12 protein-coding genes are annotated in these 19,489 nt (G+C 39.5%); all 12 read left to right on the top strand.

The features are described from left to right. The first annotated feature begins 39 nt into the window (after positions 1–39). The 12 genes from BM121_RS20880 (at position 40) to ppsA (ending at position 19,466) form a co-directional block, all read left to right on the top strand. Positions 40–1,020, top strand: coding sequence for a LacI family DNA-binding transcriptional regulator (locus BM121_RS20880; RefSeq protein WP_091486514.1), 981 nt, complete (start codon positions 40–42; stop codon positions 1,018–1,020). Then, positions 1,020–1,904, top strand: a complete 885-nt coding sequence (gene rbsK, locus BM121_RS20885) for a ribokinase (protein ID WP_091486517.1) — start codon at positions 1,020–1,022, stop codon at positions 1,902–1,904. The genes BM121_RS20880 and rbsK overlap by 1 nt, the downstream gene beginning before the upstream one ends. After that, positions 1,901–2,293, top strand: coding sequence for a D-ribose pyranase (rbsD, locus tag BM121_RS20890; protein WP_091486518.1), 393 nt, complete (start codon positions 1,901–1,903; stop codon positions 2,291–2,293). Before rbsK ends, rbsD begins: the two co-directional genes overlap by 4 nt. Before the next feature lie 14 nt (positions 2,294–2,307). Continuing rightward, positions 2,308–3,798 carry a sugar ABC transporter ATP-binding protein gene (locus BM121_RS20895; protein WP_091486521.1) on the top strand — a complete coding sequence of 497 codons (1,491 nt, stop codon included), beginning with the start codon at positions 2,308–2,310 and terminating at the stop codon, positions 3,796–3,798. Then, entirely contained in the window at positions 3,791–4,732 is a 942-nt protein-coding gene (locus BM121_RS20900) for an ABC transporter permease subunit (protein WP_091486523.1), read from the top strand. The genes BM121_RS20895 and BM121_RS20900 overlap by 8 nt, the downstream gene beginning before the upstream one ends. A gap of 13 nt (positions 4,733–4,745) precedes the next feature. After that, positions 4,746–5,666 carry a ribose ABC transporter substrate-binding protein RbsB gene (gene rbsB, locus BM121_RS20905; protein ID WP_091486526.1) on the top strand — a complete coding sequence of 307 codons (921 nt, stop codon included), beginning with the start codon at positions 4,746–4,748 and terminating at the stop codon, positions 5,664–5,666. A 765-nt stretch (positions 5,667–6,431) separates the two neighbouring features. After that, positions 6,432–10,061 carry an Ig-like domain-containing protein gene (locus BM121_RS20910; protein ID WP_091486529.1) on the top strand — a complete coding sequence of 1,210 codons (3,630 nt, stop codon included), beginning with the start codon at positions 6,432–6,434 and terminating at the stop codon, positions 10,059–10,061. 368 nt (positions 10,062–10,429) lie between these two features. Further along, a complete protein-coding gene (locus BM121_RS20915; RefSeq protein ID WP_091486531.1) occupies positions 10,430–12,178 on the top strand; it encodes a sigma-54-dependent Fis family transcriptional regulator in 1,749 nt (582 codons plus the stop codon). 221 nt (positions 12,179–12,399) lie between these two features. Further along, positions 12,400–13,386 carry a 2-keto-3-deoxygluconate permease gene (locus BM121_RS20920; RefSeq protein ID WP_091486534.1) on the top strand — a complete coding sequence of 329 codons (987 nt, stop codon included), beginning with the start codon at positions 12,400–12,402 and terminating at the stop codon, positions 13,384–13,386. A 29-nt stretch (positions 13,387–13,415) separates the two neighbouring features. After that, on the top strand, positions 13,416–14,711 hold the full coding sequence (locus BM121_RS20925; RefSeq protein WP_091486537.1) for a four-carbon acid sugar kinase family protein: 1,296 nt from the start codon (positions 13,416–13,418) through the stop codon (positions 14,709–14,711). Then, the gene (gene pdxA / locus BM121_RS20930) at positions 14,704–15,702 is read left to right on the top strand and encodes a 4-hydroxythreonine-4-phosphate dehydrogenase PdxA (protein ID WP_091486540.1); all 999 of its coding nucleotides are present in this window, start codon (positions 14,704–14,706) and stop codon (positions 15,700–15,702) included. The genes BM121_RS20925 and pdxA overlap by 8 nt, the downstream gene beginning before the upstream one ends. 1,154 nt (positions 15,703–16,856) lie before the next feature. Next, the gene (gene ppsA / locus BM121_RS20935; protein ID WP_091486542.1) at positions 16,857–19,466 is read left to right on the top strand and encodes a phosphoenolpyruvate synthase; all 2,610 of its coding nucleotides are present in this window, start codon (positions 16,857–16,859) and stop codon (positions 19,464–19,466) included. The last annotated feature ends 23 nt before the right edge of the window (positions 19,467–19,489 follow it).

Raw genomic sequence — 19,489 nt, forward strand, 5'->3', positions numbered from 1 at the left:
AAGTGTATGTAACGGGTTACATGTAAGGGGATATAAATTATGCCAACGATAAAAGATGTAGCAAAATATGCAAATGTTTCAGTAGCAACTGTATCCAGAGTGCTTAATAAAAAGGGATATGTTAGTAAAGAAGCAGAGGAGAACGTTTTAAAAGCGATAGCTGATTTAAATTATAAACCAAATTCTGTAGCTAGATCTCTTTATCATAAAACATCTAAAATGATTGGGTTATTGATACCGGATATCTCCAATCCTTTCTTTCCAGAGTTAGCGAGAGCGGTTGAAGATGTAGCATTGACCTATGGGTATACGGTTGTCATTTGTAATACTGATGAAGATATTCGAAAAGAAGCACAGTACTTAGAAGCGCTTCAACAAAAATATATTGATGGTTTGATATTAACGACGAATCAACTGAGTGCTGATAATTATGAAAACTTAGGTATTCCACTTGTTGCATTAGATCGACAATTTAGTAATCGGGTACCTACTGTTAGTTCGAAAAACTATGAAGGTGCTAGACAAGCAACTGAATATTTAATTGAAAATGGAAGCGAGTTCATTGCACATATTAGAGGTCCTTATCATGTAAAACCAGCTGATGACCGTTATCAAGGTTTTAAAGATGTAGTAGAGGAACAAGGAATTGCTCATATTGTAGTGGATTGCGATTTTACGATGGCAAGCGCGATGGAAGTTACAGAAGGTTTGTTTGAGAAATATTCAACTATAGATGCAGTATTTGCCAGTAGTGATATTATCGCAGCAGGTGTGTTAAAAGTTGCTAAAAATATTAATAAACGAATACCCGAAGATCTCCAAATCATCGGCTTTGATGGCATACCATTAGGTGAAATGTTAACCCCTGCTTTAACAACTGTTGCACAACCAATCTATAAAATGGGAGCTTTATCAGCAAGATTGTTGATAAAGCAAATTGAAAAAGAACCACTTGATCTAATAAATTATGAAGTTAAAACTACTATCCAGTATAGAGAAACAACAAGGAGTGATACATGATGAAGGAGCCAACGATAACCGTTATCGGGAGTATTAATATGGATTTAGTAACATCTAGTAATCGAATCCCAGACAAAGGTGAAACGATAATGGGTGAGTCTTTCTTTTATAATCCAGGCGGAAAAGGAGCTAATCAAGCTGTTGCATGTGCAAGACTGGGAGCAGAGGTCAATATGTTAGGTTGTGTAGGTGAGGACCCGTTCGGGCAAGTATTAATCGATAACTTAAATAAAGAAAAGGTAAATATCGAAAATGTGGAACCGGTTACCGATGAATATACTGGGGTTGCTACGATTCTAATTAAAGATAATGACAATCGAATTATTGTCACACCTGGTGCAAATTATAGCGTAAATCTAACGTTTATTCAGCAATATTTGGATGTTATTGACCAAAGTGATGTCGTATTATTGCAATTAGAGATACCGTTAAAAACAATTGAATATGTAATCGGTTACTGTTCAGAAAAAGGCATACCTGTGATATTGAATCCTGCTCCAGCACAACGTTTGTCAGCATCTATTTTAGAAAGATGTACTTATCTAACACCTAATGAAACGGAGAAACTAGAAATTACAAATGATGTAGATACCTATAAAGAGAAAATGATTGTTACCTTAGGAGAGAAGGGAATAGAATATTGGTCTGATGGTAATGTTGAAACAGTAACCGGTTACATAGTGGGTGCTGTAGATACAACAGGAGCGGGTGATACTTTCAATGGGGCATTGGCAGTTCAACTGGCTAAAGGGATAAATTTAAAAGAAGCTATTACTTTTGCAAATGCTGCAGCAGCCTTATCTATTCAAAAAAATGGCGCTCAACAAGGTATGCCGACAATGAGAGAAGTTATTGATTTTATAGAAGGAGCAACAGCATCATGAAAAAACATGGCGTTTTAAATAGAGACATATCGATAGCTTTATCAAAATTAGGACATACAGACCGAATTGTTGTAGCTGATTGTGGCTTACCGATTCCGGATCATGTTACATGTGTTGATCTTTCTTTAAAACCAGGTGTCCCCAATTTTTTGGACGTGCTTTCGGTGATGTTACAAGAGATGGCAGTAGAGAAATTTACGTTAGCTGAAGAAATAAAAGTGAAAAATCAACCGTTACAAGAAGCGTTATGGAGACAAGAAATACCTGTTGATTATGTGACTCACGAAAAATTCAAAAAATTAACAAATGAAGCCAAAGTCATTATTCGAACAGGAGAAAATACACCGTATGCCAATGTAATTTTACATGCAGGAGTTATTTTTTCATGAAAGGGGTGTAGTTAATGATTAAAATGAGTGGCATTGAAAAGTCTTTTAGTGGCACGAAAGTATTGAAAGGAGTCGATTTCTCTTTAAAACAAGGAGAAATACATGCACTCATGGGGGAGAATGGTGCGGGTAAATCGACAATGATGAAAATCTTGGCTGGAATTTATTCAAGAAATGAAGGGACTGTTAAAGTAAACGATCAAGAAGTGCATTATACCAACCCTAAGCAAGCTGAGAAAGATGGGATTGCCGTCATTCATCAAGAATTAAATATCCTTCCCGAATTATCGATTGCAGAAAATTTGTTTTTAGGAAATGAACAGACGATCGGCAAGACGGGGTGGATTAAGACTAAAGAGATGAACGAAATTGCGCAAAAACAACTATCCAAGCTTGGGTTACATGTAAAACCGTCGATGCTAGCCAAGCATCTATCAGTAGGACAACAGCAAATTGTCGAAATAGCAAAATCATTACTAATTGATGCAAAGTTTATCATCATGGATGAACCAACTGCAGCCCTTACAGATCGTGAAATAGAAACATTATTCGAAACAATAAATGATTTGAAGAAGCAAGGCGTTTCATTCGTTTATATTTCACATCGTATGGAGGAAATATTTGCGATATGTGATCGAATTACTGTACTTCGAGATGGTGCATCAATAGGTACCAAAGTGATTAAAGAAACGAGTTTCGATGAAATTGTCAGCATGATGGTTGGAAGAGAACTTGGTGAACGTTTTCCCGAACGGAAAGGATCAGCATCTGATGTGAAATTAGAAATAGATAACTTGACTCGTGAAGATGAATTTGATTCCGTCTCCCTTCAAGTCCGTGCCGGTGAAATTCTTGGTATATCTGGGTTAATGGGTGCAGGACGTTCTGAATTAGTAGAAACCATTTTCGGCTACCGTCAACCTGATAAAGGGACGATAAAAGTTAATGGTAGATCTCTAAAAATAAAAGATCCAAGTTATGCGATGCAACAAGGGATAGGATTTGTATCAGAAGACCGTAAATCAAAAGGATTGGTCGTTGACTTTTCTATTCAACACAATTTGAATATGACGAATTTACGTGGATTATCGAAGAATGGTTGGATGCTGCAACAAAAGGAATTAAGCCTTTATGAAAAAATGGTCAAGAAACTAAATATCGTTTCATCTGGTGCTAGCCAACCAGCTAAATCATTAAGTGGTGGGAATCAGCAAAAAGTAGTCATCGCCAAGTGGTTAGCCATTGAGCCCAAGATATTAATCTTGGACGAGCCTACTCGAGGAGTAGATGTTGGTGCCAAAAAAGAAATATATTCTATTATGAATGATCTGGCTGATCAAGGTGTTGCCATCATTATGGTGTCATCTGAATTACCCGAGGTTATCGGGATGAGTACGAGGGTGGTTGTGATGTGTGAGGGTGAACATATGGCAACACTTGAAAGTTCCGAATTATCGGAAGAGAGAATAATGCACTATGCTACAGGAGGAAATAAAAATGCTTGATATAAAAAAGATAAAATCAATGCTCGGTTTACTTGGCCCATTACTTGGTTTGTTTTTTATTGTCGTCATCATTAGTATCTTAAATCCAGATTTTTTATCTGCAACTAACTTGTTAAATGTATTACGACAGGTTTCTATTAATGCGTTGATTGCTTTTGGTATGACGTTTGTTATTTTGACAGGTGGCATTGACTTGTCTGTGGGGTCAATCTTAGCATTATCTGGTGCTGTTTCAGCATCATTAATGGCAGCAGGAGTTGACCCAGTGTTAGCGGTAGTTCTCGGTTTATTAAGCGGGACATTATTAGGTGCGATTAATGGTTTAGTGATTGCAAAAGGTAAAGTTGCTCCATTTATTGCAACGCTAGCTACAATGACAATATTTCGCGGTTTAACCTTGATGTTAACGGAAGGTCGTCCTGTATCAGGTTTAGGTGAGTCAACTTTTTTTGAAATGTTAGGTAAAGGGTACTTCTTTGGTATTCCTGTACCAGCTATTACGATGTTAGTTTCTTTTGTTGTACTCTTCTTAATTTTGAAGAAGACAACTTTTGGTCGCCGTGTTTATGCTGTTGGTGGTAATGAAGAGGCAGCTATTCTATCAGGAATTAGTGCAACTAGAATTAAAATTTATGTTTATTCTTTAATCGGTTTCTTATCAGCATTAGCAGGTATGATCCTGACGTCTAGATTAAATTCTGCACAACCTACAGCAGGTCAAATGTACGAGTTAGATGCAATTGCAGCTGTTGTACTAGGCGGTACAAGTTTGACAGGAGGTAAAGGATGGATTTTTGGTACCTTTATTGGTGCCTTAATCATAGGAGTTCTTAACAATGGACTCAATTTGTTGGGGGTAAGTTCTTTTTTTCAACAAGTAGTTAAAGGTAGTGTCATTCTATTAGCGGTATTACTAGACCGTAAAAATGCTTAAAGGAGTGGAAAAAATGTTAAAGAAAACAATATTATTTTGGATGATCATGGTGGTAGGTAGTGTATTAATGGCATGTTCAACAGAATCACCAGTGGATGAGGAGAGTGGTAATGAGGAAGACGATGGAGAGTTAACGATTGGATTCTCCATTTCAACTTTAAATAACCCATTTTTTGTAACGCTTCAAGAAGGTGCTGAAGCAAAGGCAGAAGAAATTGGCGCTGAATTAATTACAGTAGATTCACAAGATGATGTAGCAAAACAAATTAATGATGTTGAGGATTTAATTGAAAGAGAAGTAGATATTATTATGATTAATCCAACTGATTCAGCATCAGTTGTGGCAGCAGTTGAATCGGCGAATTCAGCAGGTATTCCAGTCATTACCTTAGACCGTGCTGCAGATTCCGGAGATGTTGCTGTTCATGTTGCTTCAGATAATATCGCGGGTGGCGAATTAGCAGGGGAGCTTATGGTAGAATTAGTTGGCGAAGATGCTCAAGTTGCAGAATTAGAAGGAATATCAGGTTCTTCCGCAGCACGTGAGCGTGGTCAAGGATTCCATAATGTTGCGGAGGAGTCATTGGACATAGTAACCTCTCAAACAGCTAATTTTAATCGTGCAGAAGCTTTATCCGTAATGGAGAATATCTTACAAAGTAACTCAGAAATTACAGGAGTTTTTGCTCATAATGATGAAATGGCACTTGGTGCATTAGAAGCAATTGAAGCAGCTGGACGTGATGATATTCATATTGTTGGTTTTGATGCAACAGATGATGCAGTTGCTGCTGTGGAAGAAGATAGAATAGCTGGTACGATTGCACAACAACCAATCAAGATTGGTGAAACAGCTATTCTAGAAGCAGAAAAAATCTTCAATGGTGAAGAGGTAGAAGAATTTGTTCCAGTAGAACTAGAAGTAATTCAATAAATATTAGAAGAATGAAACTACCCGAATTTCATCGAGTTTACGATGTGTTTGGGTAGTTTCTTATTTCACAAATAGTTAAAAAGCATCATATGTAGATGAAAGAGTATGATTTTCCTATTTTCATAGAAGAAAATAATGAATTCACATCACTTAATTCACAAGTATCAAATTCGTGATGTGGAAAGGGAATTTTTTCAAGAAGGAGTAATTGCAGTATAACATGTACAATTATAACTCAAAAGATAGAAATATACATTTAACTCCATTTAGAAATGTCTCTTCTCCCGTTTTCACAAATATAAAATAATAATCCATCTTTTAATAATAATTCTCCATTCAATAAATAAAGGTTAGCTTATAATATTGAGACATACTAACAACTGTTAAGACATTAGATTTCCATTTCATTATTTTGTATACGTTTTCTATCTTGTGGTGCTATATAAAAGGTTTTTGAAAAAACGATCCAACCAAATTAAGGAGCGGAAACAAAATCGTGTATATCTTGAAAGTATAATCGCCCTTTATCTTCTCCTTCTTCAACCTGTTTGTAACCATTATAAGACCCGGTCTAAATTGTTTTTGTATATAAATTGTAAGAATGGTTAGTTGTTAACGCTTACATTATTGTTTAATCTGGAATAGAAACATCTAGCCAATCTAATAAACAGAGAGGAGGAACTGCTTTCATTAACAAATGCTCCAAAATCATATATTGATAGAAGCTGCTGCCAATCGTGACAATTTAAATAATGGAGGTATAATATGAGGCGATTTTTCTATTTCATGCTAAGTTTTGTTATCTGTTTTTTTATTCTGCCTTTGTTTAGTCCGATTGTCAATGCCGCAGACGAAGAGATCACAGCATCCGAACAACAGGTGCCTGCCTTTCCTGGTGCGGAAGGGTTCGGTAAATATACCACCGGCGGACGCGGCGGCGAGGTTTATATCGTAACAAATGTTAATGATTCCGGTCCCGGCTCACTGCGGGATGCCGTGAGCGAGAGCAATCGCACCGTCGTATTTGAGGTGTCGGGCAATATTTTGTTGGATTCTCCCCTTTACATTCAAGGAGACAACATTACGATTGCAGGACAGACTGCACCGGGCGACGGCATCACCGTAACCAATCACTCCACTTATTTCGAAGGAAACAACAATATTATCCGCTACATGCGTTTTCGTATGGGTGACCGGACGGAGTCGGCAGCAGACGCATTTTCCGCACGCAATCGCAGTGACTTGATCGTAGACCACAGCTCCATGTCTTGGGGCGTGGACGAGATCGCCTCGGTTTACGATATGCGAAATGTCACGATCCAGAATTCCATCATCGCTGAAGCGCTGCATATGACGGATCATGACAAAGGGCGCCATGGCTTCGGCGGGATATGGGGAAGCCATTCGTCTTATCTGAATAATATTATCGCACATAATTCTAGCCGCAATCCTCGTTTCAAAGGTACATTGGACAATGACAAGGGGTATGATTTCCGCAATAATATTATTTACAACTGGAACTACTATACAGGTTACGGCGGAAACGAAGCTGATGTGAACGTTGTGAATAACTATTACAAATATGGTCCAGATACGATAATGGATAAGCGCGCGCAAATGGTTGAGCTTCCAGAAGGCAACAGCAACTGGTACATTGACGGGAACTTCGTATATGGTTTTCCTGAAGTGACAGAGGATAACATGCTAGGCATCGTGGAACATCCGACGGCCAATGTTTTGGACGTGCCGGTGGATGTTCCGGAAGCTACGACCCGCACCGCATTGGAAACATTTGATTATGTATTGCAAAATACCGGCGCCACGCTGCCGAGACGCGATTCGATTGATGCACGCATCGTGGACTCTATTCGCAACGGTACAGGCCGACAGATCAACTCGATCGATGAAGTAGGCGGCTGGGCGGATTTCCGCAGTGCAGAAGCGCCTGCAGACTCGAATGGCGACGGGATACCGGATGATTGGGCGGAGCAGCAGGGAGTTGATCCGATGGACGATACTTGGGCGAATCAAGTCACCGAGGAAGGCTATACCAACCTAGAAGTATATTTGAATTCCATCGTTTCAGACGGGCATCACAACCCGGAGATTGCCATCACCTCTCCTTCCATCAATGATATTTATGAGGCCGCGGAAACGGTAACCATCAACGCGGAAGCCAGCGTGGAGAACGCCGAGATTGATAAGGTTGTGTTTTATAATGGAACGGAATTGCTGGGCGAGGTTACTTCCGCTCCTTATGAGTGGAATTGGAGCAATGTGCCTGAAGGTACGCACTTTGTATTCGCCAAAGCATACAGCAGCGAGGGCAGACAAACAGACTCCCAGGTCATTCCGATTCATGCCAATATCACGAATGATATTGCTCCATGGTCATCCGCAGATATCGGGGAAACGGTAATCCCTGGTCATTCCGCGATTGTAGACGGTACTTATGTGGTCAAGGGCGACGGGAACGTGACGGCTGATCAGGATTCCCACCATTTTATGTATCAGAAGGTAAGCGGAGATATTGAAATCACAGCACAAATCCTGAGCGATATGAAAGTTGCCCCTCACAATCGCGAGGGCGTAATGATTCGCGAGTTACTGGATGTCGGTTCACCGCTAGCCATGAGCGGGATCTCGGTGCGTGGCGAGGATCGTGTCGGAGTATTTTACCATCGGGAGGAAGAAGGCCGCGCCGTCGATGAAACCGATCCGATTGTGGGTCCGACCACTCCTTACTGGGTGCGTTTGACGAAAATCGGCGACATGGTTACGGGATATATTTCTGAAGATGGGACGCAATGGCAGCTCGTCTCCTCGATGAAGTTCCCGGATGTGGACGAAGTGTATGTTGGTCTCGCTGTCGATGCGGCGAACGAAGACAATCTGATTTCGAATTTGAATCGGGTAGCCTTCGACAACGTCACCGTTGAACAGCTTCCGCCAGTTCCGCTCTATCCGGAGGAGTTCAGCATTGCCCGGGGCGAGGAAGAATTGTATCTGGAATGGTCGAAAGCAGAAAGGGCGACGGAATATCTCGTGCAGCGAAGCACCGTCAAGGACGGTCCTTATGAAACGATTGCAACCGTTGAGGATGCCGTTTACTACACCGATACAAACCTAGAAGAGGACATGAACTATTTCTACGTCATCCGAGCGGCGAATGAATACGGGGACAGTTCTCTGACTTCAGAGGAAAGAAACGGTGCGTTGTTAAGTGATGAGCCCCTCTATACAAGACTATTAGATGCCGATTTCGAGGACCAGGCCGTCGGAACACGCCCACCGGATGGTTTCGAAGGCAGTCCCGACACGGACAACAATTATGCTAGTGTAGTGGACGTACCGAAGAGTTCTTCCAGCAATTCGTCGGATCAGGCCGTCATGCTTTACGATGACAGCAGCTCGCATACTTATCTCACCCGCAATTTCGAACCGCAAACAGGCAAGATGGTAGTGGAAACCGAATATATGCAGGAAGAGATGAGCACCTTCGGCAGAGCCATCCGCGTCATGGACGGCGACAGAAATAATGTGGAGATATTCACTGGCAACGGAAGAGGATGTGAATATGAATATTGCTGGTATTTCCGTTATCAGGGGGGTGCTGCGCTTATTCCGGAGAACAATCGGTTCTCGCTCAGTGAGTGGTACCACGTCCGTATCGAGATTGATGTGCCGGCGCAAGAATTCTCCCTTTATATTAATGGCGAGCATTCGGGCACTCTTCCCTTTCAGGGTTCCGCATCGCAATTGAATCGGTTTGATTCCCATACTTGGGGCACTTCCGAACAATATCTGGATAATATTCAAATCAGCTCCGCTTCCTTAGAGGCGCCGCAAGCCGTTCAAGCGGTGAAAGAGAACGAATCGACGGTTGCCATTCGCTGGGATGCAGTTGAAAATGCGGACCACTATAATGTTTATCGCCGATTGAATGGGGACCGCTACCATTTAATTGCTGCGGAGGTATCCTCGCTTGAACTCACAGAAGATGTGGAAGGGGATGGAACGTACATCTATGCCGTGGCAGCCTACAACACCGGCAGTGGGGAAGGAAGCTATTCCGAGCCTGTTGAAGTGATCGTGGATGAAAGAGCCCCGACGATCACGATTACCAATGAATCGGACCACCCCGGCAACGAGTTCGACGACATGGCGCCGGCAGGAGAATATACGATCACCGGCTTCCTCAATGAGGAAGGAACCGTTTGGATTGAAGGGCAGGAATGGACAGTGGAAGAGGATCAGACTTTCTCCGCTGTGGTATCACTTCGGCGCGGCAGAAATCGGATTGAAATCAATGCAACCGACCATGCTGGTAATGAAGCCGATCCGGTCGTCTGGGAAGTGGTTGCCGTTAGTGACGACGCTCCTGCTGGAGGGTAAGGCTAGGTTATAATCATCCTTTATTGATTTTAAATGGGGTCCCCCAAAATCGAGAATCCCCTCATTTTGGGGGGCTTTCTTTGTCTTCTGGCGTCGTCGTACCCATGGATTTCAAGCGAAAACCGGTAGTCGACGCCCCACACGATCTCAATATATTGCGGCTTAGAGGGATCGGAATCCCCGTGGTCAATTCTTTTAACATTATCCAAACTCCATAGCTTATCGATTAAAAAACACTATTTGGAAGAGAATTAGGTGGAGATAGAAATGATTGATTAGTAAAGAAAAGCTACATTCCAGGCGTGACAACTTCAGGAATATATGCCATAATAGGGCTGTTGAAATTTGCAACAATTGGAGGATTTGGAATGATTAAGGCACTGTTGATTGCACCTTATTCAGGTTTGGCTGAAATAGCGAAAAAGGCGGCATATCCTGATGATATTCAGTTAGATATTGTGATTGGAAACTTGGATGAAGGGGTGAAAATAGCACAACAAGCTGAAAAACAAGGCTATCAATTAATAATTAGTCGTGGTGGAACGGCAACAATGATACAAGATGCTATTTCCATACCCGTTGTTCATATAGATATTACTGGTTACGATATGCTTCGAGTGTTCACCTTATTGCGTGGACTTGATAGTGGTGTTGCATTAGTTGGTTATTCTAATATCTCAGAAGGTGCTAATACAATTTGCAACATTTTAGAATTTGATGTAAAGATGATAACCATTGAAGATAGAAAAGAAGTTAGAGGGCATTTACAGCAATTGAAGCAAGACAACTATTCTGTTGTAATTGGAGATGTTATTACTGTTCAAGTTGCGGAAGAAGTCGGATTACGAGGTGTATTAATAACATCTGGCAAGGAAGCGTTAATGGATGCAATGGAGGAAGGAAAACGAGTTCATCATTTTTTTCGCAAAGTAAACCGACACTTTAATTACTTTCGTTATACTTTCACCAATACTCCTTTACCTATTGTATTATTAGACCAACAACAAAATATTATCGAAAAAAATCTGAAATTTGACCATGAAATCAATGATCAACAAATATTGAAATCACCTAAAATCACTTTATTAATTCAGCGGGTATTAGCAGGTAAGGGTACACATTGGGCTGAATTAATAGAAGGCGATAATCGCTACGATATTCAAGCGTTTGTTGTTAATGAACGCGAAGGTATTATTGGATTGATTCTCCATGTCTCCTTAATTGAGACAGAAATACAGTCCATTTCCATCTATGATAGTGTTGGTCATGAACCCATTCTTGGGGAAAGTTCCTTTGCTCATAGCTTAAAGGAAAACCTTGGACATTATGTGTATACAGATGAACCTGTGGGTCTGATAGGAGAACCTGGTACAGGAAAGTTTACCTTAGCCAGAGAAATCCATTTTCAACGGTTTGGTCAGGATGCACCCCTTATGTTGATTGATGCCGGAAAGCTAAAGGATACGGAAATGACAATAATCTCGAGAAAAATAAGTCGATTGGACAAGGGGACGCTTGTAATAAAAGACATAGACAAATTAGCTAGAGCGACATCGGAAACTATTGAACAAGTTATTAGTTCGGTGCCCCATTTAAAAGTGATTGTGTTGACGAATCCATCATTGGTTCAGTTAGTAGCAGAGAGTGATTTTTCAGAAGATCTTTATCAAAAAATTACAAAGTATCCGTTACATATTCCACCATTAAGGATGAGAAAAGTAGACATCCGAGCCTATGTTGATTTCTTTATTACGGAGTTTCATACCCATGAAGGAATGGAAACATTGGGAATGAAACGAGAGGCAGTCGAACAAATGCAACAATATACTTGGAAAGGTAATCTAAGTCAATTAAAACAAGTTGTTCGTGAATTATCAATGATGTCAAGTGGAAATTATATTGAAAAATCTCAAGTTGAACAATTGCTAACTCAATATGAGGCAGAAGATAGTAGGGTATCTGAAAATCATGCTTTACCCTTAGAAGGAACATTAAAAGAAATTGAACAACAAGTAATAACTATCGTGTTAGAAGAAGAAAATCAAAATCAATCCAAAGCGGCTAGTCGTTTAGGTATAAACCGCTCGACGTTGTGGCGAAAACTTAAGTTAAAGTAGAAATGATTCCGTTGAAATAGGCCTGGTAATTTCACAAAAGGCCTATTTTTTGTTGCAAAACAAAACATTATTATATCGTTTTAATAAAAAATTGTCGAATACTATTTAAAAAGTGTTGCTTTTTGATGTATTATTTTATATAATAAAAATTGTAAACGATTTACTAAACTATTTTTGTTGCAAAATAAAACAATTGTGATTTTGCGGAGGAGGATTTTACAATGCGAATTAAAGCGACGTTAGAGAAAATACCAGGAGGTATGATGGTTGTTCCGTTATTGCTTGCTGCAATATTAAACACATTTGTACCTGATTTATTAAGAATTGGTAATTTTACACAAGCACTATTCGTGGATGGAGCAAGTACATTAATTGCACTATTCTTACTATGTACGGGAGCTCAAATTAATTTAAAAAGTGCAGGAGTAAGTCTGGGGAAAGGTGCAACGTTATTAGCGACCAAATGGGTAGTAGGTGCTGCTATAGGATTAATCGCTTACACGTTTGCTGGTGAAAATGGGCTTTGGTTAGGTCTTGCGCCGATTGCTATTATTGCAGCAATGACTAATAGTAATGGTGGGCTTTATGTAGCTATGGTTGGTCAATATGGAGACAAAACAGATAGAGCGGCATATTCGTTGCTTGCACTAAATGATGGACCATTTTTCACAATGGTAGCGTTAGCTATATTTGGTACGATGGGGTTTGTTGATGGTATGTTCTCATTCGTATCCTTTATGTCTGTTCTACTTCCAATCATTGTTGGTATGGTATTAGGTAACTTAGACGGAGAAATGAGAACGTTTTTAGATAAGGGAAGCTCGATGTTAATTCCGTTCTTTGCGTTCGCGTTAGGTATGGGAATTGATTTTGGAAGTATTATAGAGGGTGGTTTATCAGGTATCATTCTTGGACTATTGACGGTATTTGTTACTGGAACATTTGGATACTTTGTTTTTAAAGCAATGAAATGGAATCCGATTGCAGGTGCAGCAGAAGGATCTACTGCTGGAAATGCGGTGGCAACACCTGCAGCAATTGCAGCGGCTAGTGCGAGTTTTGCAACACATGTGGATCTTGCAACTGTTCAAGTTGCGGCATCAACGGTAACGTCAGCAGTTTTATTACCAATATATATTGCTTTTTTAGTTAAACGATTAGAGAAAAAAGGTGTACATCTACCAGAAGATTACGCAATTAAAGAATGAGCTTAATAATGATAGAATGAGGGATCAACATGAATAATCTAATAGGTATAATTGCTGATGATTTGACGGGGGCAAATGATAGTGGAGTACAATTAACTGAAAAAGGAATTAAAACTTCTGTTTTGTTTAACATCCCTGAGCATACTCAAGGTTTAGATAGTGGGTTAGTGATTGATACTAATTCTCGCTCTTTATCAAGTCTAGAGGCAAAATCGATAACCAAAAAGGCGACTTTATTTCTGAAAGAAGCTGGCTATCGTTATGTTTATAAAAAAATGGATTCGACACTAAGGGGTCATATCGGTATCGAGTTAAAAGCGCTATCTGAGGTGTATTTACCAGAGTTTGTAATCATAGCTCCAGCCTTTCCTGCTCACGGGAGAACAACCAAGGACGGGATTCATTATGTGAATGGAGTAAGAATATCAGATACCGAAGTTGCAAAAGACCCAAAACACCCAGTTAGAGAATCATATATACCAAGATTGATAGAAAATGAAATTGGTGAGGCAGTAGGTTTATTAACAAAAAAAGATATAACTAGTTCAGTCTTGCGTGATAAATTACAATATTTTAAAGAGGAAAATACTCAGTATATTGTTTGTGATGCAGAATCACAAGAAGAATTACAACAGATGGCACAGCAGATTTTAAGTATTTCTGAAAGTGTCGTTTGGGCTGGATCAGCAGGTTTAGCTGAAGTTCTACCTGAAGTGTTAGGAATTAGTCAACAAGTGGAGACACGTTCATTCCCTAAATCAACAAATGTGTTGACGGTATGTGGAAGTTTATCAGAAGTGACACAGAGCCAAGTGAAATTTGCTGCAGGACAGACTGATGTTACTGCTGTTGTATTGGACCCAGTTCAAATGTTTAAAGATAATTGGGAAACCCTAAGAAAAGGATATATTGAGGATTGTGTTCGTGGAATCGATTCAGGTGATGACATTGTAGTTTATGTTCCATCAAATGAAAAAATACGTAAACAAGTAAAACATGTCGGAAGTGAATTGAATTTGTCCGACAACCAAATTGGAGAGCGAATATCACAAGCGATTGGTGAAATAGTTGCTGGTATTTCATCAAAAAAAGAAAGTCTATCAGGCCTTGTTTTGACCGGAGGCGATACAGCGAAAGATGCCGCTCGTCAGCTAGGTGGAATTGGTTTTCGTTTGATTAAGCAATTAGAACCAGGAATTCCACTAGGAACATTAATTGGTACGGAGAGAGAATTTAAAATTGTAACAAAAGCAGGTGCATTTGGTAACAACCAATCCATTTATAATGCGATGCAAGTATTGAAGGGAGATTTAAATGATGAGTAAGAAACCAATTATAGGTATTACAATGGGAGACGCAGCAGGAGTAGGGCCAGAAGTAATTGTGAAAAGTCTCCAACATAAAGAGTTTTATGAACAAGCACACCCAATTGTTATTGGTGATGCAAAAATGTTAGAACGTGCTGCAGAAGTTTTAAATATTGAAATTAAGGTAAATAAAATCGATCAACAAGCAGTTTTAGCTGAAACTACTTTTGGAGAAATAGAATGTGTGGACTTGGATTTACTTCCGGCAGACCTTCCGTTTGGGGAAGTTTCGGCTGATGCTGGAGACGCAGCATTCCAATATTTGAAAACTGCCATTGAATTAGCGAATGATAAAAAGATTGATGCGATTTGCACAGCGCCACTAAATAAAGAAGCTTTGCACAAAGGTGGTCATATCTATCCAGGCCATACCGAAATTTTGGCGGAGTTAACGAATACAAAGGATTTTTCTATGATGCTATCTTCACCTAAGTTGAAAGTAATTCATGTAACTACCCACATGGGGCTTATTGATGCAATCAACCGTATTGAACCTGAACGTGTTTATAAGGTAATTCGTTTGGCTCATGATACTCTTACTTTGTCAGGAGTTAAACAGCCGAAGATTGGTGTTTGCGGCATTAATCCACACGCAGGAGAAAATGGTCTGTTCGGTAATGGAGAAGAAGAAGAGAAAATCGATCCTGCTATTAAGTCTGCAAAGGAAGAAGGCATTAATGTGGAAGGGGCTCTCCCAGCAGATACATTATTTTTCCGCGCGCAACGTGGTGATTTTGACATTGTTGTTGCGATGTACCATGATCAAGGACACGGTCCAATTAAAGTCCTTGGTCTTGAAGCTGGAGTGAATATTACTGTTGGTCTGCCAATCATTCGCACAAGTGTTGATCACGGTACCGCATTTGATATAGCAGGAAATGGAATCGTTGATGACGGCAGTATGGTTGAAGCGCTACGTCAAGCAATTGAGCTAGCGCCAGAAAAATAATATAAAAATAAAACTGGTCTATGTGAGGATAGACCAGTTTTTTTATTAGGTTGATGAGGCGCAAGGAGTGATAGAAAATTAGCACGCAAGAAGATGCCTTTTTTCGCTCTGAAGAGTCCGGTAGTTGTTGGATAATATTGGATTTCCTCGGAGCTTGCAACAGTGTGAATTCAGTCTTAACGAAAATAACTGCTATTATATAATAAACCCAGATAACAATAAATCTAATAAGAATGAGGAAATATGTGTTTTTAAAACTGATATAACTGACAAATCTTATGAGCAAGGATGAAGATTTGTCACAAAAACTGATATAACTGACAAATCTAGTGAGCAAGGATAAGGATTTGTCATAAAAACTGATATAACTGACAAATCTTATGAGCAAGGATAGAGATTTGTCACAAAAATTGATATAACTGACAAATCTAGTGAGCAAGGATGAAGATTTGTCACAAAAACTGATATAACTGACAAATCTAATCGTATGGAGTGGAGATTTGTTAAAAAAATCAAATCCATTGAATTGAGAATGAGACAACACTAGAAGTGGTTAGACTGAGTGATGAGTGAAGATTTAATGATCGAAGACGAACTAGATTTAGATACTCGTATGTTGGCAGTATACAAGGAGAGCTTTCAGATAAACAATGGTGCTGGTTCGTAGAATTATATTGCGGTGTTTTTGTTGTCTGTGTGATTGCTAGTCCATAAACATCATGGGCATAGGAAGCTGCAGGCTGAACGAAAAAATCCCGATTTCTTAATTAAGAAAGGTACCGACCTCTGAAGTTAGGTTTGCTACTCTAACTTTCGTGGGTCGGTACCCTTTTTGTATTGAAATTCACATCCGGATTTTCCTGACGCTACCACTAAATGATCGTATAAATATCTTGATAAAAATGAAGAACTGTGGTAAATTTATATAGATACACACTGTTAATAAAATTATTTATAAATATCCTTATATTTATTTTACATTATGAAAACCTTTTTAGTCAACCCTTTATTTTTATTTTTTAAAAAGGAGTGTTTGATATGAACGTGGAACTCGCCAGGGGCAGGAACGAGTGGACAGTGTAATTGGTTGATCAGATGAACAATGCTGTCATATGATTTATTTTGGTATGGATCGATAAATGGGAGGGGAAGAAATGAAACCATATGTACTAGAGTTTCGAGAGATCGATAAAACGCAACTTTTGCTTGTCGGAGGAAAAGGGTTAAATTTAGGGGAACTTTCAAAGATTCATGGAATACAAGTGCCAGAAGGATTTTGTGTTACAACAGAAGCTTATCAAAAAGCCCTCGAACAAAACGGAGCCTTCCAAACATTGTTAGATCAACTAACCCTGCTTAAAGTAGAGGATAGAGATCAAATTGGTGAAATCAGCAAGAAGATTCGGAAAATCATTATGGAAGTAGAAATTCCTTCCGATGTTGTGAAATCAGTTGCTCACTATCTCTCCCGGTTTGGCGATGGAGGTGCATATGCAGTACGTTCTAGTGCGACTGCTGAAGATTTACCACATGCCTCCTTTGCTGGTCAACAAGACACCTATTTAAATATTGTTGGAAAAGAAGCCATTTTGCGGCATATCAGCAAATGTTGGGCTTCCCTATTTACGGATCGTGCGATAATCTACCGGATGAAAAACGGATTTGACCACAGTCAAGTTTATTTATCAGTTATCGTTCAAAGGATGGTTTTCCCACAGGCTTCCGGAATTTTATTTACCGTTGATCCGATTACTTCTAACCGAAAGCTACTATCAATCGATGCTAGTTTTGGACTTGGAGAAGCACTGGTCTCTGGTCTTGTATCTGCAGATTGTTATAAAGTACAGGAAGAGGAAATCGTCGATAAAATGATAGCAACCAAAAACTTAGCTATCTATGGACTAAAAGAAGGCGGAACAGAGACAAAGCTTATAGATCCTGATCAGCAAAATATTCAAACACTTACGGACCAACAAATTTTACAACTGGCATGCATCGGGAGACAGATCGAAGCTTATTTTGGCTGTCCACAAGATATCGAATGGTGTTCGGTTGATGATACATTTTATATTGTCCAGAGTCGTCCAATAACAACTCTATACCCCATTCCAGAAACGAATGATCAAGAAAATCACGTCTATGTATCTGTTGGTCATCAACAAATGATGACCGATTCCATGAAACCATTTGGATTGTCTTTTTTCCTTTTAACGACTCCTGCACCTATGCGTAAAGCTGGTGGAAGGTTGTTTGTTGATATCACATATAATCTGGCTTCACCTGACAGCAGAGAAATTTTATTAGATACCCTGGGACAATCCGATCCACTAATAAAAGACGCACTTATGACCATAATAGGGCGAGAAGATTTCATACAATCGGGTGAAAAACCACCTAGTCACAGTGAAAGCAATAGAGATACGTCTGAAAGTTTTCTAGAACAAATCGAAAACGATCCGACAATCGTTTCTGATTTGATTAAGAGTAGTCAAACATCAATAGAAGAGTTAAAACATAACATCCAAACGAAATCAGGATCAGATTTATTTGATTTTATTCTAGAAGATATCCAGCAATTAAAGAAGATCTTATTTGATCCACAGAGTTCAAGGGTAATTAAGGCTGCTATGGATGCTTCATCATGGATCAATGAAAAAATGAACAAGTGGTTAGGTGAAAAAAACGTGGCAGACACGCTTTCTCAGTCTGTACCAAATAATATCACTTCGGAAATGGGTCTGGCGCTATTGGATGTAGCTGACGTGATTCGCCCTTATCCAGAAGTAGTTGATTATTTACAACATGTAAAAGATGAAGAGGATAACTTTTTACATGAACTGGGTAAGTTTGATGGTGGACAGGAAACTCGAGATACCATCTATGCTTATCTCAACAAATACGGAATGCGATGTGCAGGAGAAATCGATATTACAAAAAATCGTTGGAGTGAAAAACCAACTACACTTGTCCCGATGATTCTCAATAACATCAAGGAATTTGAGCCTAATGCTAGCAGTCGAATATTTGACCAAGGACGACAGGAGGCATTGAAAAAAGAACAAGAGTTATTAGGTCGATTAAAGCAATTACCGGATGGTGAACAAAAAGCCAAAAAAACAAAACGAATGATCGACCTAATCCGGAATTTCAGTGGGTTTAGGGAATATCCAAAATACGGCATGATTAATCGCTACTTCGTATATAAGCAGGCTTTACTGAAAGAAGCGGAACAACTCGTACAGACATGCGTTATTCACGAAAAAGAAGATATATACTATCTCACTTTTGAAGAATTTCGTGAAGTCGTAAGCACAAATAAATTGGACTACCAGATCATCAGTAAACAAAAAGAAGCGTACAAATTATATAAGAAACTAACTCCTCCACGTGTTATTACGTCTGATGGAGAAATCATTGCAGGTGAGTACAAACGAGAAAATCTCCCGGCTGGAGCTATTGTAGGTCTACCTGTTTCTTCCGGAGTTATAGAGGGACGGGCACGAGTCATCTTAAACATGGAAGATGCTGATCTAGAAGATGGAGATATATTAGTCACTACCTTTACTGACCCTAGCTGGACACCATTGTTTGTATCCATAAAAGGCTTAGTCACCGAAGTTGGTGGACTGATGACCCATGGAGCAGTGATCGCACGTGAATATGGCTTACCAGCTGTTGTCGGAGTGGAAAATGCTACAAAGTTGATCAAGGATGGACAAAGGATCAGGGTAAATGGAGGAGATGGGTTTATAGAACTGCTATAATGTATTACTTACGGGAAAAACGC

Source organism: Gracilibacillus orientalis (assembly GCF_900114645.1).
Lineage (GTDB): Bacteria > Bacillota > Bacilli > Bacillales > Amphibacillaceae > Gracilibacillus > Gracilibacillus orientalis.